Genomic DNA, 25,171 nt, shown 5'->3' with positions numbered 1-25,171 from the left:
TACGATTTTACATTAATTTGTTACCTGAATATTTATTTCTTCTCCGGGTTTTACTTCATATTCCAGAGAGGAGATGATTATTCCCTGCTGGTCTTTTTCATGTATTAATGTAAGGTTGGCATTCCTGTTGACTAAAACTTTTTTAAAGGTCCCTGAGAACCGGGCCTTCCAATGTAATGGATGTTTGCCGGTATTGACCATGGCCGACCAGTTGGGATTAAAATGGGTGAGCGTCAGGGTCGTATTTAATACGGGCAGGTCAATCAGCTGAGACCTGACTGAATCGCCGGATCGGTAAATTGTGCTCACCGTCCGGGTTTGGGCATTTGCTTCAACGCCCATCAGGCCCTGGACCATAGCTTCAATTACCCCATAGGATACTTCGGGGTATTCCCTTCTTTGGGTGGACGGGTTAGCCAGGTGGAGCATTAATTCATAACCCTTATCCCAATAACCATTTTTATAATATTGTAAAGGCAGGTAAGAGAGATTCTCAACATTAAGATCCATGGACTGAAGGTGTTCAATGGTTTTTCTTTTGCGCAGGGTATCTTTCAAAACATCAAACCAGAGCAGGAATGTCTCTCCTTCCTCTTTGCCAAATTGTTTTTTATTGGTGTAATGCGTATTGTAGCGAGCGGCTTCACCGTCCCACCAATCGGCTTCGATCCGTTTCAGGTAGGGCATTGCTTGTTGCCGGTAACTGGCGGATAATTGGAGATCGCCATTGGCCTTCAGGATGTCGGCAAAGGAGTTCAGTCCCCGATACAAGGCTGCGGCCAGATCCACGCCCATTTTTAAATCCGGCACGCCTTCCGAATAGGAGGGAAGACCTCTGCAGCGGTTAAAGGGATCTTCGATATTAAACGGGACCGGGGCATTCGGGTAAGCCGGCCGTGTAAGTAATGAATCTGGCTGAAGGATCCATTTGCGGATGTATTCCCCGGTACTCCGGGTATAGAAATTCAGGAATACCCGGTCTTTCAGGTACATCGTATCACCTGTCCATAAATAGGTCCGCCAACAGGCATCCAGCAGATCGAAATTAGCATCCAGGTTATACCAGAATTCCCTGTCACTCCGGTAATCCGATGGGGAAGGGCGATCGAATTTATCAATTTCCCAAAAAGAACACCAGTCTTTGGATGCGGAAATATTGGTCGTGAATTTTGAAAACATGTTTCTGTTTTCCCTGTGCATACCCAGGATTTCGGCCCCGATACACTGGTGGGATACGTCCCGCATACAGAAGGCGTAACGTGGAGGCAAGGCAGATTCGTACCAGGGGCCAACAGGATCTCCGGGGTGACCTCTGTAATGAAGGGCCATAGTCTTAGCCCAGGCAAATGCGTTTTGAAGGGAGCTGTCCGTAGATCTGAATTGCACACCTGAATGCTGACCAACGTCTTTATGCTGATCAAAACCTTTTTGCTGACCAACACTTTTATGCTGACCAAAGGCCAGGAAAGCCAAACAGAATTGAATGATAAAAAGAAAGAAGTGCATTTTCATTAATCTGTATTTTTTAGAGAAACAGTCAGTGGTTTTTTTCCATCCCAGGAATAGGTCTTTACCGTTCGGTCTTCTTTTGAAATATGGATCTGTTCAAATTTGCCCGCTCGTTTAACGGTTATGGTAAAGTCCTGGCCAAATGCCCGGATATGTTCCAGTGCCATGCTGTTCCAATTTCCGGGAAGCCTTGGGTTGATGGTAAAGGTTTTGAACCCTGTCGGTTCAATGCCAAACAATCCTTCCGTTATTACCCGGCAGTATAAGCCGCTTTCTGCGGACAAATGCCGTTGATCCCCTTCCGGCCAGGCTTCCACCGCATAAGGTACATGCTCACCCAACAATCGCATGGCAGAATAATAATTGAAATAGGATAAGCTTGTGTCTGTTGCTCCGGCATAAAATAATCCCCGGAAGGCATAGAGTGTGGAACGGTCCCAGAATATATCAGAACCTGATTCGGTCAGGATTCCGTTCCTTGTCCACAGATAAGCAGAAAGTAGGGCTTCGATGGTCTGACCCTTTCTCTCAAAGATGCCCATCACCAAAGGAAGGCAAATCCATGAACGCAAACTGGTATTTCCCTCGTAGTACCGGTATGTGTCGAACCCCTGCACACGGGCACCAAAATACCGGTTAATATTTTTTTTCAACTCCGCAGCCTCAGACTTATACTTTTCGGATTCGTTCGTTTTTCCAAGCGCGCCTGCTAACTGACCTGCACTGATAAAAGCGCCATAAGCAAGTGTATTGGTGGACAAATTGATTTTTCCGGCAGGAAAACGCCCTTCAAGTTCATCAGAGGTTGAAGGAATAACTCCTCCGGCCGTTTTTATTCTATCAAGGTATTCCAAACACCAGCTGATCAAAGGCCAAAGACGCCTGGCCTCCGTAGAGTCCGCATAGGCCAATGCAAAGCGGGAAGCACCGTAGGCGATCATCGCCTGGTCGCCGCGATCGCCTGCTCCATTCCAGATACCGGCACCTTCTGCCACAATTGAACTGGGGATCGGGTCGTACTGCGGGTTCATATACCTGGAAAAAAGACGGTAGCAATTTTTCGCGGATTCATTACCTGCCGGGTTTCCCAGAAAAGGGAAAAATGGATTGATATATTCTGCCTGATCATTAGCCCAGATTGCCGCGTAATAACTTCCGCCACCCGGACTATGCATCAGTCCCTCTTTCGTATCGAAAATACTTTCCGCCGCACGGACCTTGGCAAAGGCAAACATCCGGTTCAAGGTATCGTTAGGGGTATGCAGGATCAGGGTGTTCTTTAATCCTTCTACAAAATTCTTTCGTTTTTCCCATTCATAGTCAGCCGAATAATGATAAGGCTCATCGGTTGCTTTTCTACCGGAGATAACCACAGAAAATTCATGTGTTCTCCCTGGTAATAGCTGTACTATGCCCGCGTCCATAGTCCGGTAGCAGAGGATATAAGCGCCATACACACTTTTTGCGGGATCGGTGACCCTGGTTTTATTTAAAACCGGTATGCTGACCATTACCGGTTTGGCAGTGGTATTGGTGAGAACATATTTTTCCAGGCAGGCCGCCTTATCAACAGAAGGATAAATCCATCGTTCTATATGGATGCCTGTATTGCTGACACTTTGCGACAGGAGACCAGCATTGATGGTAAAGCTGACCGGTCTTTCCTTCAATAACCGGCCATCAACTATAACAGAATCGATGATATTCTCCTGATAGGCTTCCTGCAGACTTCCCCGGGTGTCATTGGGAACTGTCCGGAGCATGGGGAAAACAAGTTTCCGCTGCAGTATCAGCTGATTGGTTGAATCGATGCCATAGGTGATCATAGCCGACACTTGTCTGCCGCTCATTTCAATATGGTCTGCATGTGTAAGGATTTCGCCAGGAATAGTCCAGGTAATTCCTCCGTCTGCGGCCATATGCCACCAAAGTTTTTGGGCGGAAGAATAAAAAGGACAGGCGACAAGGACGAGCAAAAAAAACTTTTTCATGAAGCGCTGATTTTTCTCAGGGTAAGCAATAGTACTATTCTGTTCTATTCTATAAAATTAATTATTTTTTATGTAATCCACACTGTTTTTTTTGATTTTCAGGCGAGCCCTGCATTTGAAAAAATAAGGAAAAGCAGGGCCATCAGGATCAGCAGCAGAACGGCATAAATATGCCGGTTCTTCCATGGCTGAATATCCACGTGATTGTTCAGTTTTTGGCGGTAGGGTATGGTCATGGGATATAGTTTTCCGATGCCCAGCATCAGGGCCGAGGTTAGCAGGAAGAGAATAAAAAGAATATGCAAGAAATGAAGTTTGACATCGAAGAATAGCTGGATGGTCCCGTAGCACAGGATAAAGAAGATCAGCCCTGCTTTTGCCGCAATGGCCGGAACTCTTGTCGTTAAAAAGCCAATGATAAGGATCGTAAAGATAGGAACGTTAAAAAAGCCATTGACTGTTTGCACATAGGTATAAAAACCTTTTTTGGCAAAAATGATAAATGGAGCAATGAACATGGCGGTCAGGCAAACAGCTATTTCAAATCGTTTGGCGATCCGGATCAGGTTAGCTTCATTTTGCTGCCGGCCCTTTTTTTCAAGCCATGGCTTATAAATATTCAGCACAAACAGGGTGCTGGAACTATTCAGACCGGCATTAAAAGTACTGAAGGCCGCCCCGAATAAAATGGCTGCCATATAACCCGCCATAAATGGCGGGGAGACCAGGCTTGTCATTTTGGGGAATACCTCGGCAGTATTATGCATATGGGTGAAAAGGTGTACGGCGATAAGCCCTGGGATATTCAGCAGCAGCGGAGAGATCAGTTTCCCGAGGCAGGCAACGGCAATTCCTTTTTGACAGGAAGCCAGATCCCGGGAAGCCAGGACCTGCTGTACAATATATTGTTCCGTTCCCCAATAATACAGGTTAACCAGTAACATACCGGTAAATAATGTCGAAAAAGGAATGGAGTCGTTAACCCCGCCAATACTGTTCAAATGGTTTGTCCTTGCAGACAGGACAATATGCAACCCTTGTCCCGCATCTCCTCCGCCAAGATACTTCAGACCTAAAAAAGGCAGCAGCAACCCGCCGGCAAAGATGCCCAGACCGAGCAAGGTATCAGAAACAGCGATGGCACGCATGCCTCCCAGGATAGAATACAGGCAGCCAATAGCGCCAATAATCCATATTAATATCCAAATGGTTGTCCAGTAACCGGACCGGTAAAGATCCGAAAAATGGAATAGTCCGTTAAATGCGACGGCCCCGCTGTAAAGGACACTGGGAAGCAGGTTGACGATATAACTGATCAGGAAGATAATGGAAACGATTGTTTTGGTACCCCGGTCATACCGGGCCTCGAGATAATCAGGAGTGGTGGATATCCCTGTCCGGAGATAAATGGGCATAAAAAATTCCGATACGATGAGCATGGCAAAAACGGAGGTAACTCCCCAGGCCATGACCGTCATATTATTCGTATAGACCAGCTCATTTTCTCCGATGATCGTAGCTGTATTGATATTGGTAAATAGTAAAGCGCCGCCGACGAACAAAAAACTCAGATTTCTGTTGGCGAGAAATAATCCATTTAACGTGTCGATCTTTTGTTTTCTGACTTTATACCAGGAGACGACTGCTACGATACCCGTAAAAACCAGAAAGCTAAATATCGTCAGGAGATTCATGGTTAGTATTTCCTATAAGGTATTTCTTCGTAACAAAAGGGTAGGGATGGTTTCTTTTACTTTTTCCCTGTTCATGACCGCCTGACCTGCTCTTTTTCCCATCAGAGAAAAATTGGTGGACAAGGTAGTTATACCAATAATCTCTTTGGCGGGTTCGTCATTAAAGGAGAGGATTCCGAGATCTTTTCCGGGGCATAATCCTTTTTCTTTGCCATCTTTCATGATCTGCCATAAGGCAAAGTTGTCCAGCGTAATATAAACTTTTCCCTTTTCGACGGTGCCTGCCTTATACTCCGTCAGGATCCTGCCTTTGATCTTAAAATTTTTCAGGAATTTCTTAAAGGCCGGCACAATTTCCTTCGGGTCCAGAGAATCCGGGGAATGATAAAAGATTATTTCTCCGAACCTGCTGATATCAGGAGCCAACTCCTGTAATGCTTTGTAGGTGGCCTGTTCAAACTCCTGCGTGATATGATTGAATTCCCCTTCCAATGGCTCATACCGGTCAAACATGAGGAATTTACTGCGGGGGATCATGTCCAATAACGCGGAGGTTTTGGGGTGAGGTATCGGTGCTACGACATACATACCATATTTCCCTTTGATCTGCAGCAGGATCGTTTCGAAGATTTCTATATTGCCGTGGTGAAAATAAATGTTCAGATGGACGTCCTTTCCCAATTCCTGCCTGAAATTCCGGTAAAACTGTTCTTCGAAGGTATCCAGGTTGTACATGAGCAAGGCCACCTTCAGGGATTGGTCGGTATTCCCATTAGCCACAAAATACCCAAGCCTGTTCTTGGATTCTATGATGCCCCGGCTGATCAGTTCCCTGAAACCTTTGACAATGGTTTCCCTCGAGAAATGCAATTCCTTGATCATCGTATTGACGGAGGGAAGCATGTCATCACGGGTAATGATCTTTTCGTCGATGGCATTAATAATGCCTTGCACCAACCGGTCATGTTTGGAAAAAGAAGGCACTTCTGCCAGTTCCTGAATTTTTGCCAAAACATCGACCCTTTCGCGTTTGCTCATGTTAGGTAATTTACCGGGAATTTGCCCCTGAATGCTAAAATACGAAACGTCAGACCGGGAGCGAAATTAACCTTTCCCGGTCTGGCGTTTTTATATTGGTCCCTCTAATATTTTGGATTCTGAACGAGGTTCTTATTAAGATCAATTTCAGTTTGGGGTATGGGCCATAAATAATTTTTGGCCGGATTGAAGGTACGCGGAGCGCCGGCTGTAATTGTTGTGCCTGGCGTCAGGGATACGCTTCCGTCGGTCTGACTGACGGTGCCGATCAGACTCCCGGTCACCTGTCCGGTCATCACCTGTTCTCCGATCTGCCAGCGCTGAATATCGAACCAACGCAGACCTTCCAGGGCGAGCTCCACCCTTCTTTCCCTGCGAATCAGCGTACGAAGGCTTGCCTGGTCATTGTATTTCGTCTGATCGACTTTTGGCATGTTCACATCCGGCCTTGTCCTGACAAAATCAATATCGTCGTAGACGCTTGCGTCGATCTGATTGCTTTCAATCTTTGCTTCCGCATCCATTAATTTAATTTCTGCATAGCGGATAAGGATCACATTAAGCCCGCTATTGTTCGGGTCTCCCGGAAAATCGGCAATGACCGGTGTAAGTTTCCTTTCCGCATAGGCTGTTGGGCTGCAGTTATTGTTTCCCCAATGATCTACTGTTTGAGGGCTGGATGAAATCGGATCGTAGTACATTCCATAACCGAGCGAACTGCTGTACCGGCTGCCGGGATAAAAAACGGTAGCTGCCAATCTGGGATCCCTGTTCTGATAGGGCTGCGCCGGATTGTACAGGGAACCGGGATCGTCGATCGTCCTGCCATCCGTGGTCTCATAAGCGTCAACCAGGCTTTGAGTAGGAGCTGCGGAGCAATAGCCGCCGAGGGAATTAATGGTCAGATTACGCGTCCATTGAAAGGGATTGTCATTTGCCTTGAACTGAACGTCGAGGATCACTTCCTTGTTGTTGGCAAAGGGCTGACGGAAGAGATCGATATAACTTGAATACCGGTCATAGGTGAAAGGAGTGGTCATCAGTTTCTGACAATCGGTAATACAATCCGGGTACATTTGGTTGAACAATTCGATCCTGGCTTTTAAAGCAATAGCCGCTCCCTGGGTAATGCGCCCGATGTCACCACCGGAATAACTGACGGGCAGGTCCGGTGCAATGGCTGACAGTTCGCCCAGCAAAAAGGTCACCACATCGCTCTTTGGTGTTTGTTTGACCAGGTTGGCACTGTCGGTAGAAAGATTGTGCAACACCAGGGGAACGGCTCCGTATAACTGGCTGATGGAAAAATATTCAAAAGCCCGTAAGAATCTTGCCTCCGCTATGATCCTTGCTTTCAGGGTAGCCTCCATAGAAGTCTTGCCAACATTATCCAAAAACCAGTTGCAGGTTTGTATGCAGGAGAAGTTCCATTTAGTATATCCCGGGTTGGTCGGAGTGGCAATACCTGCCGATACCGCCAGCCAGTTTTCCCAGGGGAATTGGTCGAATGCGTTATCCGTGGCACAATCGCTCATGGCTGCAAAATAACCGTTGTTACTTTTGCCCCAGGTGGAATAACAGCCATTCAAGGCGGTAAGGGCATCATTGGACGAATGCCATAACACATCATTGGTATAGGAATCCAGGGGACTTCGGTCCAGGAAATTTTTTTTACATGCCGTTGATGCCGCTATTATACAAAGACCTATTATTAAGAATGAATTTTTCATACTGCTTTTTTTTGAGAATTAAAAGATCACATTAATGCCGATCGTGTTGGTGATAACCTGCGGATATGCGCCATAGGCATTGTTGCCGATCGTAGTCTCAGGATCCACCCATTTGTAAAAGCTGGTGGCCGTTAATAAGTTCTGACCACTGTAATACACTTTAATATGCTGGATGCCCAGCTTCAGGAGGCTGCTGTTCGGGAGGTTATAACTGACCGTCAGGTTCTTTAATCTTAGATAGGAAGCATTCCTCACCCAAAAAGAAGACACATTACTCTGGGGATTATTCTGTGAGAAAGTCGACCATAGACGGGGAAAGGAGGCTGATGGGTTTGCCGCAGTCCAGGCGCCAAGCATGGCGGTGGTAGGATTGCCAATATTGGCCTGTTGTAAAGAGCCCAGGGCAAACCCCTGAACATAATTCTTTACGTCAAGCGCCCCTTGAAAAAATGCGCTGATCGCAAATCCTTTCCACTCTGCCCCGAGGGTAAAACCATAGGTCATTCCCGGAAAAGGGCTGCCCAGGAATACTCGGTCATTGCCATCGATAACCCCATCCGGCTTGCCGGCTGGGCCACTTACGTCCTTGTACATAAGGTCTCCGGGAGCAATTACACCACCGCTTTGGGTAGCGTGACCTGTCACCTGCGCCTGAGTCTTGAAGATTCCTTCCGCCTGGTAACCATAGAATGCTTTGATGGGGTGCCCAACTACAAAACCGGAAGACATGGAGCCCGTTCCCGCCAGATCTGTTATCCGGTTCTTATTAAAAGAGGCATTGGCGGCGATGTTGTACGTGAATTCCCCGAGCTTATCTCTGAAGGCGGCTGCAAATTCCCAACCTGAATTACGAACGGCTCCTGCATTCTGGAAAGGCGTGGCAAATCCATACACCACACTTGCCGGTAGTTGCAATAAGATGCCATCTGTATTCTTCACATAATAATCTACTGTGAAATTTAATTTATTGCCTAAAGTCGTCAGATCAAGACCTATATCGGTCAGCGTCGTCTTTTCCCAGGTTATACCGGCATTGGCACCGCTGGTTGGAGCTATACCCGGTGCAACGGTCTGATTGAAGGAATAATTCTGCCCGCTGGTCACAACGGCAACAGAAGGATAGGAACTACCGATATTCTGGTTACCTAACTTACCCCAGGAGCCGCGTAGCTTCATGGCCGAAACTTTGTTGAGCAAGGGCTGGAAAAAATTTTCCTTATATATATTCCAGCCAGCGGAGAAAGAGGGATATGTTCCCCATTTATTACCTTCTCCAAAACGGGAAGATCCGTCATAACGAAGATTTGCTTCCAATAAATATTTGTCCTCAAAGGCATATCTTACCCGGCCGAATGCAGAACGAAGTGCTACATCATTGGCCGTACCAGCCGTCTGCTGGCCCAGTGTCGAGGCAGCATTTAATTCAGACAGGGAATTATTCAAAAACCCCTGCCGGTAAGCATACATACTGGAATAACCGGTCAGTTCCTGCGATCCCCCTGCCAGCACATTAAAGCTGTGACTTTTTATGCGTTTATCATACTCCAGCAAGGCCTGGAGATTGGTATAATTGGTGGTGATATTGGTGTTTGACAAGGAGCTTGGGCTGATTGTTGTCGCAATGACCGTCGGGTCTGTTGGACTGTAGTAAGTATCGGCAGATTTAAATTCCTGGAGCGGATTACCGTTATAGCGGTATGAAAAGGATGGTTTGAGATGAAGCCCTTTTACGAATTCCCAGTCGGCACCCATATTGCCCAGAAAAATGTAGTTCTGTTGATTATTATAACCCGGGGAATTTAACCAGGAGATCGGGTTACCGAAGGAAAGATAATTATAAACCCCATTTTTATATTGGTTAACTACCGTACTGTTCATGGCGGCAGTAGTTCCGATAATGCCTCCTAAATCACCGCCACCCAGACCATCCGGAGCTTCCTGGCTCGAATACAGAAAAGAAATGTTGGCATTGACACTTAATTTCTTCGAAAGTGCTGAGGTGATATTAAACCGGCTGGAATACCGTTCAAAGGAGGATTTTTTTATGATTCCACCCTGCCCGAAATAACCCAGGGAAAAAGCATATTGCGTTTTCGGGTCTCCTCCTGTCACACTAATATAATGGTTCTGCTGAATACCCTTGCCCTTATAAAGCAGTCCCTGCCAATCAGTATTGGGATGGCCGTAAGGATCTGTCTGGTTTTTAAAAAGGGTTATATCGTTATCGGTCCAGTAGGGTGTCTGTCCTTCATTGGCGCGGGCTTGATTGTACAAGGTTGCGGCCTGCCAGGAAGGCAGGTAATCCGGCAGGGCAGTCGCCTTTTGTTTGCCGACATAAGCATCGTAGTCGATCTGCATCCGTCCGTTCCTGCCCCTTTTTGTAGTTACGAGGAGAACTCCGTTGGCTGCACGGGAGCCATAAATAGCTGCCGAAGCGGCATCCTTCAATACGGATATAGAGGCAACATCACTCGGGTTTATATCGCCCAGATTTCCGATAATACCATCTATGACAATCATCGGAGCGCTGTTGTTCAAAGTGCCGATACCGCGGATATTGATAGCCCCCGCATCTGCCCCGGGTTGTCCCCCGGTGGTAGTGATGGTAACACCTGCCATGGTACCTTGAAGCGCATTGGTAAGATTGGTTACAGGACGGTCATCCAGATCTTTTGAGGTTATGGATACAACAGAACCAGTCAGATTTACTTTTTTCTGTGTGCCATAACCTACGACCACAATGTCTTCCAGCTGTTTGGCCTTTATGTCCGGCGCTAATTGTACATTGAAGGTGGATCCTTCGCTTACATTCACTTCCCGGGTTTCAAACCCGATAAAGGCGATCACCAGTATGCTGCTTTTTTCCGGAAGACTGAAGGAATAATTGCCAGCTGAATCGGAGATGGCGCCTTTTCGGGCACCCTTGACGCTAATGCTGGCCCCTGACAGCGGATTGCCTTTTTCATCTCTGATGGTGCCTGAAATTTTTTTGCTGCCCTGAGCCCGGGCAAGTGTGGCTGAGAAAAGAAGGATCCCACATATGGCTGTGACCAGGGATACCCTCAAGGCGGATTTCACATGCATAATCGTTAGTTTTTGGCTTTTATGAATAATAGTGTAGAAACAAATCTGTTCTGTTCTATTCTGTTTCGTTAATGAAGTAAATTTAGAACCATTTTTCTTATTTACAAATTTTTTTTGAAGGGCTATTATTGTACTCTTGTACAAAATTGGTTCTGCGTACTTTATACGCAGGAGTTTTCTAAACGACCCTTTCAACATGATGTCAAGAAAAATCTTAAGACCTGTATTATTGATCGGGCTAGCTGTTTGCCTCGTTTTTATGGCAAAAGCACAAAAGGCAGGAAGCAGGTATATGGGGAAAAGCACCAATAGAATTGTCGTAACGGATTTCGGGGCTGTTCCCGATAGCAGGAAGGATGCGACAGCCGCCATAAGGAATGCATTATTGGCTTGTAAGGGGAAATCCAATGCAGCGTTGGTTTTCCCAAAGGGTCGTTATGATTTTTTCGCGGACAGTGGCACCCGGAAGGAGTACTTTATCAGTAATACTTCTTCTGAATCCGAATGTCCTTCCAGGATAAAAACGATTGGCCTGTTGCTGGAAGGGATGAAGGATCTTCTGATAGAGGGAGAAGGATCTCTGTTCATGTTTCATGGGAAGATGATCACTTTTGCACTGGATCATTGTACCAATATCAGTCTGCACAATCTGGCCATGGATTTTGAACGGCCGACCATGTCGGAATTCACGATCACCAAATCTACGCCGGCATCCGTGGAAGTGCAGATCCATCCTGATTCCTGGTACCGGTTGGATAGTGGCCGGCTAACCTGGTATGGGGAAGGATGGCGTACAAACCAATACCATTGTATCCGGATCGATACGACCACGCATGCTTTGTTTTATGCCAATGAGGAATATGGTAAATTGATGGAAGGGAAAATAACCGTACTGTCCCCGTACAGGCTATTATTTCGCGGCTCGTTTGACTCAGCCCGTTACAAACCAGGGAATGTGTTCACGGTGAGAGATCCGGTGAGGGATGAAGTGGGAGCCTTTATCGTGTCCAGCCGGAATATAACCCTCAGAAATGTTCAGATGCATTATATGCATGGGTTGGGGATTGTAAGCCAGTACTCGGAAAACCTTACCATGGATAGCGTGGCGGTTGAGCCGGGAAAGGGGAGTGGTCGTTGGATCGCCTCTTTTGCGGACGGCATGCATTTCTCGGGGTGCAAAGGACAGATCAGTCTTACCCATTGCCGTTTTAATGGCTTGCATGATGACGCTGTCAATGTCCATGGAACCCATCTGCAAATCGTAAAAAAGGTTGCTGACCATGCATTGATCCTTCGTTTCATGCATCCGCAGACCTATGGTTTTATGGCGTTTTTTCAAAAAGATTCGGTCACTTTTGTTCATCCATCGACCCTGGGAATTTTCGCCGTCGGCCAGGTCAATACAGCCAGGCGTTTGTCAGACAGGGAAATTTTGGTAACTATGCAGGAACCTGTTCCAGGCTCGGTAAAAGTGGGTGATGTAATAGAAAATACGACCTGGACTCCTCATTTAACCATACGGAATTGTCTTTTTACCGGCACCAATACCAGGGGCCTCCTGGTGACCACCCGCAGGAAGGTGGTGATTGAAGACAATGATTTCATCAGGCTGGGTATGCAGGCAATTTTGATCGCAGACGATGCCCTGAGCTGGTATGAATCCGGTCCGGTCGACGATATGTTGATCCGTCATAACAGGTTCAGGGAATGCGGACATAATTCATTACCGGAAAACTATACCATCGCTATCGCTCCGGAAAATCATGAACTGACTCCTTCGCCGGTACACCGGAATATCCGGATCATGGATAACCTGTTTTATTGTTACAGCGCCCCGGTCCTTACCGCACATTCGGTAGATGGCTTAACTTTTTCCGGTAACACGATTACCTATTCCCGGTTTTTTAATACAGAAAGAAGTTTTGCAGTAAAAGACATTCTTTCCGGCGATTCCATAGCCAGCTTTCATTTTGTTTCCTGCCAGAAAGTGATCATCCGTAATAACAGGATAGATGCGGATTTCCCCGGTCGAAATATAAAACTGGAATCCATGGGTAGGGGACAATTGATACTGGAAAAGCAGGAGAATCTAAAATTCTGATGATTAGGCAGACTTCATCCGTAAAATAAGTTAGTAGTTTTGTATATGTGATATTTATATTTGGTTCACAAGACAATTTTAGTATTTTTATCCAACTTTATACAGCATCGGCTCATACCAGGGGAATTGACCTTGTCACCTATTTCCCGTTGACAAAATCCGGTACTCATATTTCATTCCATGAATTTTGGTAAAAGATCAGATATATCTTTAAACATCATTTTGCCTCTTCTGCTTGGCTTTTTAATATATGGGACAGGAAAAAGCATTTTTATCCCTGCTCTCGTTAGAAATTATTTGCCCGACAGCCTATGGGCATATTCCTTTATCTCCGCTATCCTGATTATCTGGGACCGGGAAATTAATATTACCTGGATAGCCGTTGTATTTCTTTTTTCCATCGGTTACGAGCTGCTACAGTTCTATCACAGAATAGCCGGAACCGGGGATATTAAGGATATTATTACCTATATGCTGTCATTTATCATCGCAATAAAACTGAATACATTTTTCAAAACTTTAATGTTAACCCCCATCCCCTAAATCATGTCAAAAGACAAAAAGAATTTTCTTTCCTCCTGTTGCCTGGTTGTATTTGCCTTTTTTGCCCTCTCTTCCGCAGTGAATAAAATTCATTACGGGGCCTTTAATTACAGCAACAAAGTAGAAGACCCTTCCGATAAAAGAAATTATCTCATTATGAACGATGGAACAAAAATCTATGGCGAAAAAATAGGTTGGCAGTCAGGAATATTGTTAAAGGACCAGATAAAAATCGATGATCAGAAATTCAGGATTACAGAAGTTAGAGGATATCAGAAAAATGGAACATTTTATGGAAGATTAAAGAATTCCTACATAAAAAGAATTGTGCATGGAAAAATAAATGTATACGTTGATTTCACGGATGTGACAACAACCACTACAGATCATGGCGGTTTTACCCATACCAGATCTTATACAAGAACCGACCAATATTCACAAAAAGGAGAAATCGGACCTTTGACCCCGCTTCCGGGGCAGGATGCAATAAAAAAGCTGGTCAGTGATTGCCCTTTGTCTGTGGAGATGTGTAATAAGAGTAATGCTCAATTGAGAAAGGCGATAAGAAAGAATGGGAATTATCTTAATAATATCTTTGACGTTTATAATAATGACTGTAAGCCATTGGACAAAAGTGAATAGAATTATTGTGGGAAATTTGAAATGGAGGCGGAATAAATATGGGCCACTTGTATTTTTTTATCGCAGAAGACCGGTATGAGTATCCTCTTATAGTCCTTACCCTCTAATTCGTCCAGCCTTTGCCAATGATTCAATAATTCTTTGGAGATCAATAACTGGCCGTTTATTTTTTCCCCATCGGGGTTCCAGATCATGGCCGGGTACCCCATATCTGCTCCCCAACCCTGGTTAATAAGATCCCCGGTAACATATCCTTTCATCCATTCTCCCTTTACATCACTCAGCATATGGTGATTTTCGCGCCCTGGCTGCAAGCTGCCATAAACAAAAAGTTTGTGTTCCGGGAACCCCAGTAGTTTATTCAATCCGGGAATATTCAATCCAGGAATGGTCATTAAATTTCCGATACCGGCCGGTGAATTATTGATCTGCTCCAATATGGAATTTAAATGCACAGGGTCATTCTCCCAGTAATTTTTATGGTCATTCATATATCTTGCGTTTTTTCATGGCTTTGTTTTATTTCAGATCTGTAAAAGAAAAAGAGACCCAACGTAATAACAATTCCACCGGCAATAGCCAACGGTTTTGGTAATTCGTCTATCCAATAATACCCGATTAAGATCGATAAAAACGGGACAATAAATAAAAAAGGAGCTGCCCTTGACGCTAATACTTTCGAAAGTACTAATCCCCAGGCCAAATAGGCAATCGCCCCTGGGAATATCCCTAAGTATAGGACAGCGAACAGAGTTGTTTTATTTGCCTGGATTAATCCTCCTATACTTGCCCATTCAAAAGGGGCCAGTGCCAGGGTAACAATCCATATGGAATAACAAACCATTTCAACACTACTGTACCTTGCCAATAGCGGTTTTTGAAAAACAATGTAAACGGCCTGTGCCAGGGCGGATAACAGCACAAAAAAAATGCCAGGAGAAATTTGAAGTCTTCCGTTTTCTCCAATTATAGTGATCCCAATTCCTGAAAAACTGATTAATATAAAAATGCATCCCGGAACCGAAATTTTTTCTTTTAAAAATAATACAGATAAAATGGCAACGAATATCGGCCCGGTACTAACTATAAAACTGGCAGTAGCTGCGCCCATTATTCTCAGACCAAGGTTCAGGCATATATTACAAATCCCAATACCGATAATGGCAGTTATCGATATTCTCCAAAAGTCTTTTTTCCCGGGGACCCTGATGCGTGAAAAAAAGGCAACAGGCAGCAATACTATGGATGCTATGGCAAAACGGAGAAATAGTAATTCAAAAGGCGAAAAATCCGATACTACCTTCCTTATCCCCACAGTAGTAGAAGCCCATAATATAACCGTTGATGCAATACAAAATAAAACGAATTTGCTCATAAAGATGCTCATATTGATTTAGCCTTTCATAAAAATAGTTATCTTTAATCAGCCTTACTTCGGTGTAAAATGAACTATGGACGCATTTAACAGTTTTAGGGAAATTGCTTCACTGATCGGAGAACCCTCCAGGGCCTCCATGCTTTGGCAATTGTTCGATGCAGGTACACTTAGCGCAGGTGAGCTTGCCATGACAGCCAATATAACTCCACAGTCAGCCAGTGGCCATTTAAAAAAATTGGTTGAAGCCGGTATTTTGAAAGTCGAGCAAAAAGGTAAATGCAGGTATTATCGTTATGCAAAACATGAAGTAACGACCACTATCGAAGCATTGAGAAATCTCGTAGCTTTAAAAAAGACGGACACGGATCATTTTTCCACTGAATATATGGCAATGAAGAACGCCCGGATTTGTTATGACCATATTGCCGGAAGATTAGGTGTTGGCATAACCAGGTCTTTAATTAAACAAAAACTGGTAGTAGAAAAGGAAAAATCGTTTATTGTCACCAATAAAGGTCTTCAATGGCTGGAGAATTTTGATATTGATATAATGACGATTGGAAAAGGAAGAAGACCTTTTGCCTTGAAGTGTATAGACCTGACAGAACAGGCCCCTCATTTGTCGGGAGGTTTAGGTGCCGCCTTACTAAACAGCCTGTTAGAAAAAAACTGGATAAGAAAAACGAGACATAACAGGATCCTGATTATAACAGGGGAGGGTAGAAAGGAAATGACAAAGGCTTTTCATATTGAGCTTTGAACTCCTCTGGATTTTTTTCCCGCATTCCCGGAGAGACTTATTATTATTCCTTTTTTTCAAATTTTTTGAAGCTGTCGTTGATATAAACCAGGATATCTACGTTGGCGGCCTCCCGGCAAAAATCATAAGTAGGACGGTAGCGCACCATGAATTGTTGCAGCGAGTCACCCCCGAGATGCGTGAGACGGGAAATATAGTCGGGCGAAAAGCGGAAGTTTACATAATGCCGCTCCTCTTCCTTCAAAAGGCGCTTCTTTAACTTCAGGCGTTGGCGGACTTCGGAAGAACCGTGGGGTATAACATTCAGCTCGATGCCAACTCCATCGCCCTGACGCTGACGCTCGACCACCGGCTGAGGCTCCTGCGCATAGATCCAACTATATACCTGTCTGCGCTCCAGACTGTCCATTTGGTAATTGCTCAGACTCCCTACCGTGACCGCTTCCAGGGAAACAGGCCGTAATTCCAGCAAGATGGGAAACTCCGCGCCCAGCATCTTCGCAGATACTCTAAGGGTGTCCGCATGGTAGCCGACGGAGGAGAAAATCACGGTATCGCCTGGCTGTACTATAATCCTGTAATTGCCTTCTTCGTCCGATAGTTTATGCGTCCGAAGGGTCTGGTTATATATACTTACTGAACTCAGGATCTCCAGATTTTCTTTTTTGCGGACCTTTCCGGTAAGGTATTGTTGGGCCAAGCCCGTAAAACCGGGCAGCAGGAAGAATAAAAGGTAAATAATTTGTCTCATAGTAGAATAAACTAAAAAAAAAACGAATAACCATTTCCTTTTCCCTTTTTCGGCTCATTTTTGGGGGACATAGCTTGGGAATAAGTGGAAATTTCTTGTTCAAGATGTTTTATGTATTGCTCGAACATGAAAGTGTAGAAAATTTGAATATCTTCTTGTTTCCTTGTTTCTTGAAGAGCCACGTAATAATCTGTTTTATCTTCTTTAAATACAATTGCCAGGGGCAACCCATGATAAGCCTGGATGTAATTCATTAGGAGCCGACTAGTACGACCGTTGCCATCATAGAAAGGGTGGATCGAAACAAGATCAAAGTGCGCTGTAAATGAGAGTTTCAATTGCTCTTCGTCGCTTTTGACGTTAGGAAGGTTTTCTTCCAACCGTTTTACAAGTTGCGTGGTATAATTGTAAACACTCCCGGTATTTTTCATTACCAGTGCATTAATATGTTGGATGAAATCAACAGTAATAGCTCTTTTTACAGCCGCAGCGTCTAATACGTACCGAAGTGCAGCATAATGGTCTTTGACCATTAAACTATGCATTAAAGGCTTTCCTTTTGGCGTAATATCCTCTTCCAAAAGTAATCGTGTCTCTACTTCAGTTAAAGTGGATCCTTCTATGCTGGACGAATGATGCACGATGGAATATTCGTTGAATTTCTCGTGATCCAAAACGTCCTGCAGGTTCAATTCCTTAAAACGACTCAATAATATGGAAATATCATCCGCCATAGTTTGCTAATCTGCTGATAATCAAATATATGAATTTGTAAAGGGATAACCCTCACAAATGACATCTTTTAAATATACAGGGTTTTAAATAAGAAGCCTGCCGTGGGATGCTTTTCAGAAGAAGAGCGCGGCGGGATCTAACATGGCAAATCTACGGATTTTCGCTGGAAGCTTCAGAAAGACGGCTGGGATACTGCGTTCATGAACATTTATTTGGGGAATATATTGATAGCCAAATGTGGCTTTGTTTATGGACATTTGGCTATCAATAATTTTATTAGTAGCCAAATGTATTACTATTACCCATCATGAATCGTGAACTGGAAAGTTATTACCTGAAACAACCCGAACCCGTCCAGGGTTGTCTTCTGGCATTAAAAAGCATTATTCTTTCTACCAAACTGGAGATCAGTCATAGACGGGCCTATCAGATACCATTCTTCTATTATAAAGAGAAGAAACTGGCCTTTCTGTGGGTTAATCGGAAGCGGCTGCTCTTCGGGATCGTCACCGACAGCAGCATGCTCGAATTACGGGAAGGAGCCAGGAGAAAAAATAAATATGAGACAATCGCGATCGATCCGAATGAAGATATTCCAGTGAAGGAGATCACTAAACTGCTTCTCAGACAAATAAAATTGTATGATGATGCGCATGTCTGAAATGGGGAAATGGTTATAGGCACAGTTTAAACTTATTAAAACATATGACATATCGCTTCGGAATATTTTTATTCCTTTCAGTGTTGCTTTGTAGTTGCAAGAGAGAGTATAAAGTAGAAGGTAGTAATGTTTACTTCATTTATTGGAATGAAGGGAGTGGGGACAATAAATGGTTAATTGACAGTGCAGAAGGCAAAACGTTTCAATCATTAGACTTGAAATGTGACTGTAATTTTACTTTTGGCAAGGACAAGAAGTCATTATTTATTGATGGTATTCAAATGAAAGGAATTGACCCTAATTCATTCACATTTTTTGGCAACTACATTTTTAAGGACAAATTTGAATTTGGCAAAATTAGAGAATGAAATCAACCTAGACCCGGTTTACTTATAACTCAATGTAATATTTCCTGAAAGCAATTGCGCCCAAAAACGTGTTTTGGGCGCCTTTTAATTGGATAAGGCGTCCTGGGATATGAATTTTATATCATCAATCGCTATTTAACATAATATTAATTATAAGACAAATTGTTATGTTTAAAATTAGGCTCCAACGCAAGTTTGATTTACAACATCTCGTTGTCAATTATCACTAAATCAGGTGTTTACAGCCTTCTTTTATCATGATAGCTTAATTTCTTAAAAATTGTAGTTTCCGACTTTCAATCCTGATCACCTGCCGCCTTCAGCTTTGATTGAAGATAAAATGCTCCTTTGTTTATGATCTTAGTATCCGTAGCTAAAGTTACCAATGGAATTATCTCTACATATCCTAATTCGGATACTCCTGTGTAAATTTCCTCTTTTTTGAACCGGGTGACCCCAGCCATAGTGGAATCCACGATGAATATATATTGTTTGCCTTCCGAGCGGATCACGGCATCCACCGGAACGGCCGTCGTTAGTTGATTTCCTACATCGATCAATGCAGTAACATACATCCCCTGAATGAGTTTATAGCGGACTGCATTTTTTATGATCGCATGAACAATTATTCCTTTGCTTTCATCCTCGAAGGATTTGTTGATACCATAGATCTCTCCCCGGATCTCCTGGTTATCCTGATTGGTCAGCAAAAAGTTTACTTTTTGTCCTATCCTGACTTTAAAAAGATCCTTTTCAAAGACGATCAGGTCGCAATGGATCTGCGAGTTATCGATGATTTCCATTAACGGTTTGCCTGGTTCTGCAAATGTCCCGGTATTAACGGAGATATGCCCAATGGTGCCACTTATGGGCGCCAGGACGGGCACCTGTGTTACAAAGTGCTCCTTTGCCGCGGAAGATGGGTCTATGCCAAGTTGTTGCATTTGTTTTTCCAGGCCGAAGAGTTTTGCTTTTTCAGCCAGGTAATGAGCTTGTACCTGCTGCAAAACTTTTCCTGTTCCCGCCTCCGCCTCATTTAATTCCTGCTGACGTTTCAATTCTTCCTGTGTAAAAACAAATCCGTTCTTAAGGGTAAGATACTCCTGTTGTATTTTCACCAATTCCTGATTTTCCATCCAGGCCAAAGCCTGACCTTTATGGACTGTTTGCCCTTCCAGGATGGAGATCTTTCGAATGATTCCCCCCAGCAACACATTGACCTCCGCTTTGTTCTGCGGTGGTACGGCTAACAGACCGCTTGCTTTAACAACGGCATGGAGGTTTTTTTTCTCCAGCGTTCCAATGGTAATGCCCACTGCTTTTATCTGTTCATCGGATAGCTCCGCAACAGGATCCTGGCTTGATTTTCCCGGGGAATTTCCCTTTTCTGCTGGATTTGCCTTCTCCCTTTCCTTATTCTTATTGTCTTTTTCCGGATCAACCTTTTCGCTGGGATTGCCACAGGCAGATAATAAAACACCTAAGAAGGCTATAAAGATGACATGTAGGATTATTCTTGTTTTAAACTGCTTCATCTGTTATTTTTTAATTTTTTTTAGGTCCTGGATGCCTTCAGCATACAACCCTTTTTAATTCTTATTCCTGTTAATTTCTGTTCTTACTATAGTTAACCTGGATGATGGCCTGATCATATTGTTGAAGGGCTGTCAAATATTGTAGTTTGCTCTGTATGGCCAATCCAATACTTTGAATAAATTCTATATACCCGATCTCTCCTTTACCAAATGCGAATTGGGCGATCCGGATCTGTTCGTCTGCCTGTTTTAAACCTATGGATTGATAATAAAGAAGTGTTTGCCGGTGTTTCTGATATTGATGATCCCAGGCCCCTGCCTGTGTACGTAATTCCAGGGAGGCCTGCTCGCGTTGTATTTCTGCCAGGGAAACACCTACCCTGCCGGCATTTACCCTTGCCTTTCCCGCCGTATTAAATAATGGAACGGCCAGGCCAATCTGGAAACCTGCCATCCGGGTGCCCGTGAAATAGCTGCGGTTTATCTTAGCCGGGTCGAATCCGGATAAAACCAGCTGGTGGCTGTAACCCAAGGTGAATTCGGGTAACATTCTGGCCTTCTCCCATTTTACAGCACTCGTCCTAACGTTTACCTGCTGTTTGAAATAATCCGATAAGGGGTGTTCGGAATTTAATCCGGAACCTGGAGTTGTGGAGTCCGATATCGAGTCCGATGTCGAGCCCGCTTCAACCGGAATTGACCATACCGGTAAGGTGGTATCAGCCAGCAGAATAGGTTCCCTGGTATTCAATAATTGTTGCAGCTCCAATTTTGATACCTCAATGTCTTCCTCCGCCTCTTTTTTAATCAACAGAATTTCCTGGTATTTATTCTCCGCCGTTAATTTTTCCAGTTTGGAGGTTTCTCCTGTTTGGTACCGAAGGGCAGCCTTGGTGGAAAAATTCCGGTAAATGTTATCCTGGTATTGGAGAAGACGGATCTTTTCCAGACCATAGAGGTAACTGATATAGGCCAGCTTTACTTCCCTGATTAACCCAGCTTCTGTCAAATGACGGAATTTGTCTGCCAGGATAGTTTGCTGGTTCAGCATCTCTTTCTGTCTTTTATAATATCCAGGCATGGCAAAACTTTGGGAGACACCAATGGCATTATCGATATTGCCACCGCTGGTAGGATCCTGAATAAGGAGGAAATTGGTTTTGGCCGGGTCAAAATAAGTCGACTGCAGTGCTTTGTTTTGTTGTACTTCCATGATGGCGAGCCTTAACCGGAGATTACGGTTTTTGGCTGAGTCGATCAGTCCTTCCAGGTTCATTTTATTTGCCAATGGGTCATTTACCTGCGCCGTTGCGGGAATAGTACTCAAAAATGCAAGCCCCAATACCATTATTCCCATCAGACTTGCCGGCTGAGTTTTTTCTCTACCCCCTTTTTTCTCTCCGGATGAAAAGGAATAAAGACAGGGCAGTACCAGTAAAGTAAGTAATCCTGCTGTTATCAGGCCCCCGATCACTACCGTCGCCAAGGGTTTTTGGACTTCGGCGCCGGCGCTTGTAGACAAGGCCATTGGTAAAAAACCTAAAGATGCTACTGCTGCTGTCATGATTACCGGCCGGAGCCTTGACCTGGTACCTTCCATGACCCGTTCATAGATATCCGTTATACCCTCTTCCTTTAATTGGTTAAAATAACCGATGAGTACAATCCCATTTAATACGGCCACGCCAAATAAAGCGATAAACCCGATTCCCGCTGAAATACTGAATGGCATGTCCCTTAACCATAGGGCCAGTATGCCGCCTATCGCCGATAAGGGAACTGCCGTAAAGATGAGAAGCATTTGCCGGATACTTCTGAATGTAACGAATAACAGGAAAAGAATAAAGGCTAAGGCCACGGGTACGGCGATGGACAATCGTTTTTTTGCTTCTTTTAAATGTTGGAATTGCCCGCCATAGGTTAAATAATAGCCTGCCGGTAATTTCAATTGTTTGGCCATAATGGCCTGAATGGACGATACGGTTCTTTCCACATCCCGCCCACGGATATTAAAACCTACATAAATCCTTCGTTTGCCATCTTCCCGGGAAATCTGTGCCGGAGCATCCTTAAAGGTAATGGCCGCTACCTGGTTCAATGGCACTTTATTTCCTGATGGAAGCGGAACATATAAGTTTTCAATATTTATACTATTTTCTCTTAAATCCCGCCTTAACCTGACAACCATATCGAATTTTTTTTCTCCTTCGAATACAACACCAACAACTTCTCCTGCAAAGGCTGTTCTTAGTATATGGTTAACCTCACTAATGTTCAGGCCATATTGAGCCATCTTATCCCGGTCATATTCTACGGCTATCTGGGGAAGTCCGCTCGTTTTTTCCACATAAGGCTCCATTACACCCGCAACAGGAGCAATCAGCCTTGCTACTTTTTCGGCTTGTTCGGTCAGGATATCCAGGTCTTCCCCATAGATCTTAACGGCTACATCCTGTCTTATTCCCGTCATCAGCTCGTTAAAACGCATCTGCATCGGTTGGGTGATCTCTACACTGATTCCAGGGAGAACAGCAAGCGCTTCCTCCATTTTACTGATCATATCTTCCCGGGTCTTTGCAGAAATCCATTTCTCTTTAGGCTGCATGGATACCATCATATCTCCCCGTTCAATCGGCATGGGATCGGTAGGGATCTCGGCACTGCCGATTCGGGTCACTACCTGTTTGATTTCCGGGAATCGGTCTCTGAGTATTTTTTCCGCTTTTGTAAAGGAGGCAATAGTCTGTGTTAACGAAGTACCCTGCATCATGGAAATTTCAACCGCCAGATCGCCCTCCTCCAGCGTAGGAATGAACTCCCCTCCCAGCCTGTTAAAAACAAAAAGACTTCCTATAAAAAGGGCTATGGCGATGGCCACCGTGGTTCTTTTCCAGTTCAATACTTTTTTCAGGATTGGTTCATATATTCTCTGAACAATGGTCAAAAGCCGGTCGGAAATATTCCTGTCTGTCTTGATTTTTTTATTGAGGAAAAGGGCGCTCATCATCGGTACGTAGGTAAGGGAAAGTATAAAAGCACCGATTATAGCAAAGGCGACTGTTTGGGCCATGGGTTTGAACATCTTGCCCTCTATCCCGACCAGGGATAAAATGGGCAGGTAAACGATCAGGATGATAATCTGTCCAAATGCTGCCGACTTCATCAGCCTGCTGGCACTCCCGAAAACAGCCTTGTCCATTTGCGGCTGGGAAAGCCGGATCACTCCACTCCCGTGATATTTATTGTTCCTGGCTATGGTGTGCACTACACTCTCCACAATGATCACCGCGCCATCCACGATCAAACCAAAATCAACGGCCCCAAGGCTCATAAGATTACCCGAGACGCCAAACAAACGCATCATGCCAAATGCAAAAAGCATGGATAACGGAATGACGGAGGCAACCAGTAAACCAGCCCTGAAATTCCCCAATAAGAGTACCAGTACAAATAAAACGATGAGACCCCCTTCGATCATATTCCGTTTAACAGTGTGAATCGTTCTTCCCACTAATTCGGTCCGGTCGATAAAGGCTTCAATGATCACTCCTTCCGGCAGGGACTGCTGAATCTGTTTCATCCGGTCTTTCACGTTCTCTATTACCGTACTGAAATTTTCCCCTTTTAACATGAGGGTTATTCCGGCGACAACTTCGCCTTCACCATTCCTCGTCACCGCACCATACCGGGTCGCACTTCCCCATTGTACCCTGGCGACATCCCTGATAAGGATGGGTACCCCGTTCGCATTTTTTACCAGGATTTTTTCCATATCGCCTAACGATCTTACCTGGCCTATGCCCCGGATGAAATAGGCATTGTTCCTTTGTTCGATATACGAACCTCCGGTATTCTCATTGTTCTTTTCCAGGGCGTTCACTATTTCCGTGATCGAAATGTTCTGGGCGTGAAGCCGTTCATTATCCACGGCTACTTCATATTGTTTGACATACCCTCCCCATCCGCTAACTTCCGCCACCCCTTCGGTACCTGCCAATTGAGTCCGCACAATCCAGTCTTGGATGGTCCGCAGTTCCATCCCCGTAAATTTTTTCTCATACCCGGCCTTTGGCCGGATAACATATTGATAAATTTCTCCCAAACCTGTGGTAATAGGTGCCAGTGAAGGCTCTCCTCCTCCCTTTGGAATGGATTTCTCGGCTTCTCTTAACCGTTCGCTCACTTGTTGGCGGGCCCAGTATATATCGGCATTATCTTTAAAAACAAGAGTGATCACCGAGATCCCGGATCTGGAAATAGATCGTTTCTCAATTACCTGGGGAATATTGGCCATGGCCAGTTCTATAGGTGCCGTAACAAATTGTTCTATTTCCTGTGCACCCAGATCCGGAGATTGGGTGATGATCTGTACCTGGTTGTTCGTTATATCGGGTACAGCATCGATAGGCAGTCTGGATAAGGAAAAAATACCCCAGGCTATTAATAAAACGGTCAAGGCACTTATAATAAATTTATTCTGAATAGAGAACCGGATGATCCTGTCAAACATAGTTTAACCATTAAAGGAGTTGCTAATAACTTATGCCTTTCCGCAGAAGTGTTCATCAGGAAATCCTTTTTAAAGGAATACGCATTAGGATGGTCCTTAAAGGGATCTACAAAGTCTGAACAATTAAAAGGAAGTCGTTAA

Annotated in this window: 17 protein-coding genes; 5 read left to right on the top strand and 12 right to left on the bottom strand. The window is 44.4% G+C overall.

Going from position 1 to position 25,171, the window contains the following annotated elements:
- Positions 1-12 precede the first annotated feature (12 nt).
- The 6 genes from ACX0G9_RS24735 to ACX0G9_RS24710 all read right to left on the bottom strand — a co-directional run bounded on the left by ACX0G9_RS24735 (position 13) and on the right by ACX0G9_RS24710 (position 11,046).
- Positions 13-1,512, bottom strand: a complete 1,500-nt coding sequence (locus ACX0G9_RS24735) for a hypothetical protein (RefSeq protein ID WP_459067649.1) — start codon at positions 1,510-1,512, stop codon at positions 13-15.
- On the bottom strand, positions 1,512-3,500 hold the full coding sequence (locus ACX0G9_RS24730) for a hypothetical protein (protein ID WP_459067648.1): 1,989 nt from the start codon (positions 3,498-3,500) through the stop codon (positions 1,512-1,514). Before ACX0G9_RS24730 ends, ACX0G9_RS24735 begins: the two co-directional genes overlap by 1 nt.
- A 98-nt stretch (positions 3,501-3,598) precedes the next feature.
- A complete protein-coding gene (locus ACX0G9_RS24725; protein ID WP_459067647.1) occupies positions 3,599-5,194 on the bottom strand; it encodes a solute:sodium symporter family transporter in 1,596 nt (531 codons plus the stop codon).
- A 12-nt stretch (positions 5,195-5,206) separates the two neighbouring features.
- The gene (locus ACX0G9_RS24720; RefSeq protein WP_459067646.1) at positions 5,207-6,232 is read right to left on the bottom strand and encodes a winged helix-turn-helix domain-containing protein; all 1,026 of its coding nucleotides are present in this window, start codon (positions 6,230-6,232) and stop codon (positions 5,207-5,209) included.
- Between the two features lie 104 nt (positions 6,233-6,336).
- Entirely contained in the window at positions 6,337-7,962 is a 1,626-nt protein-coding gene (locus tag ACX0G9_RS24715; protein WP_459067645.1) for a RagB/SusD family nutrient uptake outer membrane protein, read from the bottom strand.
- An 18-nt stretch (positions 7,963-7,980) separates the two neighbouring features.
- The gene (locus ACX0G9_RS24710) at positions 7,981-11,046 is read right to left on the bottom strand and encodes a SusC/RagA family TonB-linked outer membrane protein (RefSeq protein WP_459067644.1); all 3,066 of its coding nucleotides are present in this window, start codon (positions 11,044-11,046) and stop codon (positions 7,981-7,983) included.
- A 196-nt stretch (positions 11,047-11,242) separates the two neighbouring features.
- On the opposite strand from ACX0G9_RS24710, the gene ACX0G9_RS24705 reads away from it, so the two are divergent.
- Complete coding sequence (locus ACX0G9_RS24705; protein ID WP_459067643.1) at positions 11,243-13,147, top strand: alpha-1,3-galactosidase-related protein; 1,905 nt, start codon at positions 11,243-11,245, stop codon at positions 13,145-13,147.
- A gap of 546 nt (positions 13,148-13,693) precedes the next feature.
- On the top strand, positions 13,694-14,332 hold the full coding sequence (locus tag ACX0G9_RS24700; RefSeq protein ID WP_459067642.1) for a hypothetical protein: 639 nt from the start codon (positions 13,694-13,696) through the stop codon (positions 14,330-14,332).
- 2 nt (positions 14,333-14,334) lie between these two features.
- Here the strand turns inward: ACX0G9_RS24700 and ACX0G9_RS24695 are convergent, their stop codons facing one another.
- Positions 14,335-14,823, bottom strand: coding sequence for a gamma-glutamylcyclotransferase family protein (locus ACX0G9_RS24695; RefSeq protein ID WP_459067641.1), 489 nt, complete (start codon positions 14,821-14,823; stop codon positions 14,335-14,337).
- On the bottom strand, positions 14,820-15,707 hold the full coding sequence (locus ACX0G9_RS24690) for a DMT family transporter (protein ID WP_459067640.1): 888 nt from the start codon (positions 15,705-15,707) through the stop codon (positions 14,820-14,822). The genes ACX0G9_RS24695 and ACX0G9_RS24690 overlap by 4 nt, the downstream gene beginning before the upstream one ends.
- A gap of 76 nt (positions 15,708-15,783) precedes the next feature.
- Here ACX0G9_RS24690 and ACX0G9_RS24685 point away from each other — a divergent pair, with 76 nt between their 5' ends.
- Positions 15,784-16,470: an ArsR/SmtB family transcription factor gene (locus tag ACX0G9_RS24685; protein WP_459067639.1), complete on the top strand. Its 687-nt coding sequence runs from the start codon at positions 15,784-15,786 to the stop codon at positions 16,468-16,470.
- A gap of 43 nt (positions 16,471-16,513) precedes the next feature.
- Here the strand turns inward: ACX0G9_RS24685 and ACX0G9_RS24680 are convergent, their stop codons facing one another.
- Both ACX0G9_RS24680 and ACX0G9_RS24675 read right to left on the bottom strand, forming a co-directional pair.
- On the bottom strand, positions 16,514-17,221 hold the full coding sequence (locus tag ACX0G9_RS24680; protein WP_459067638.1) for a carboxypeptidase-like regulatory domain-containing protein: 708 nt from the start codon (positions 17,219-17,221) through the stop codon (positions 16,514-16,516).
- A gap of 11 nt (positions 17,222-17,232) precedes the next feature.
- Positions 17,233-17,955 (bottom strand): Fic family protein, encoded by a 723-nt coding sequence (locus ACX0G9_RS24675; RefSeq protein ID WP_459067637.1) that lies wholly within the window; start codon positions 17,953-17,955, stop codon positions 17,233-17,235.
- Between the two features lie 308 nt (positions 17,956-18,263).
- Here ACX0G9_RS24675 and ACX0G9_RS24670 point away from each other — a divergent pair, with 308 nt between their 5' ends.
- Positions 18,264-18,617 (top strand): hypothetical protein, encoded by a 354-nt coding sequence (locus ACX0G9_RS24670; protein WP_459067636.1) that lies wholly within the window; start codon positions 18,264-18,266, stop codon positions 18,615-18,617.
- Between the two features lie 44 nt (positions 18,618-18,661).
- Entirely contained in the window at positions 18,662-18,985 is a 324-nt protein-coding gene (locus ACX0G9_RS24665) for a DKNYY domain-containing protein (RefSeq protein ID WP_459067635.1), read from the top strand.
- Positions 18,986-19,281: 296 nt separating this feature from the next.
- On the opposite strand, the gene ACX0G9_RS24660 is transcribed toward ACX0G9_RS24665, so the two are convergent.
- Both ACX0G9_RS24660 and ACX0G9_RS24655 read right to left on the bottom strand, forming a co-directional pair.
- Complete coding sequence (locus ACX0G9_RS24660) at positions 19,282-20,520, bottom strand: efflux RND transporter periplasmic adaptor subunit (protein ID WP_459067634.1); 1,239 nt, start codon at positions 20,518-20,520, stop codon at positions 19,282-19,284.
- Between the two features lie 70 nt (positions 20,521-20,590).
- Positions 20,591-25,030, bottom strand: a complete 4,440-nt coding sequence (locus ACX0G9_RS24655) for a CusA/CzcA family heavy metal efflux RND transporter (protein WP_459067633.1) — start codon at positions 25,028-25,030, stop codon at positions 20,591-20,593.
- Positions 25,031-25,171: the final 141 nt, after the last annotated feature.

It is taken from the genome of Flavitalea flava (assembly GCF_054461575.1).
The sequence above is the reverse complement of the archived record's forward strand: the minus strand, read 5'-3'. Positions and strand labels throughout refer to the sequence as shown.

Bases quoted from the DNA above. Each gene is read 5' to 3' on its own strand.
- ACX0G9_RS24735 (WP_459067649.1), bottom strand. From the start codon at position 1,512: ATGAAAATGCACTTCTTTCTTTTTATCATTCAATTCTGTTTGGCTTTC.
- ACX0G9_RS24730 (WP_459067648.1), bottom strand. From the start codon at position 3,500: ATGAAAAAGTTTTTTTTGCTCGTCCTTGTCGCCTGTCCTTTTTATTCT.
- ACX0G9_RS24725 (WP_459067647.1), bottom strand. From the start codon at position 5,194: ATGAATCTCCTGACGATATTTAGCTTTCTGGTTTTTACGGGTATCGTA.
- ACX0G9_RS24720 (WP_459067646.1), bottom strand. From the start codon at position 6,232: ATGAGCAAACGCGAAAGGGTCGATGTTTTGGCAAAAATTCAGGAACTG.
- ACX0G9_RS24715 (WP_459067645.1), bottom strand. From the start codon at position 7,962: ATGAAAAATTCATTCTTAATAATAGGTCTTTGTATAATAGCGGCATCA.
- ACX0G9_RS24710 (WP_459067644.1), bottom strand. From the start codon at position 11,046: ATGCATGTGAAATCCGCCTTGAGGGTATCCCTGGTCACAGCCATATGT.
- ACX0G9_RS24705 (WP_459067643.1), top strand. From the start codon at position 11,243: ATGATGTCAAGAAAAATCTTAAGACCTGTATTATTGATCGGGCTAGCT.
- ACX0G9_RS24700 (WP_459067642.1), top strand. From the start codon at position 13,694: ATGTCAAAAGACAAAAAGAATTTTCTTTCCTCCTGTTGCCTGGTTGTA.
- ACX0G9_RS24695 (WP_459067641.1), bottom strand. From the start codon at position 14,823: ATGAATGACCATAAAAATTACTGGGAGAATGACCCTGTGCATTTAAAT.
- ACX0G9_RS24690 (WP_459067640.1), bottom strand. From the start codon at position 15,707: ATGAGCAAATTCGTTTTATTTTGTATTGCATCAACGGTTATATTATGG.
- ACX0G9_RS24685 (WP_459067639.1), top strand. From the start codon at position 15,784: ATGGACGCATTTAACAGTTTTAGGGAAATTGCTTCACTGATCGGAGAA.
- ACX0G9_RS24680 (WP_459067638.1), bottom strand. From the start codon at position 17,221: ATGAGACAAATTATTTACCTTTTATTCTTCCTGCTGCCCGGTTTTACG.
- ACX0G9_RS24675 (WP_459067637.1), bottom strand. From the start codon at position 17,955: ATGGCGGATGATATTTCCATATTATTGAGTCGTTTTAAGGAATTGAAC.
- ACX0G9_RS24670 (WP_459067636.1), top strand. From the start codon at position 18,264: ATGAATCGTGAACTGGAAAGTTATTACCTGAAACAACCCGAACCCGTC.
- ACX0G9_RS24665 (WP_459067635.1), top strand. From the start codon at position 18,662: ATGACATATCGCTTCGGAATATTTTTATTCCTTTCAGTGTTGCTTTGT.
- ACX0G9_RS24660 (WP_459067634.1), bottom strand. From the start codon at position 20,520: ATGAAGCAGTTTAAAACAAGAATAATCCTACATGTCATCTTTATAGCC.
- ACX0G9_RS24655 (WP_459067633.1), bottom strand. From the start codon at position 25,030: ATGTTTGACAGGATCATCCGGTTCTCTATTCAGAATAAATTTATTATA.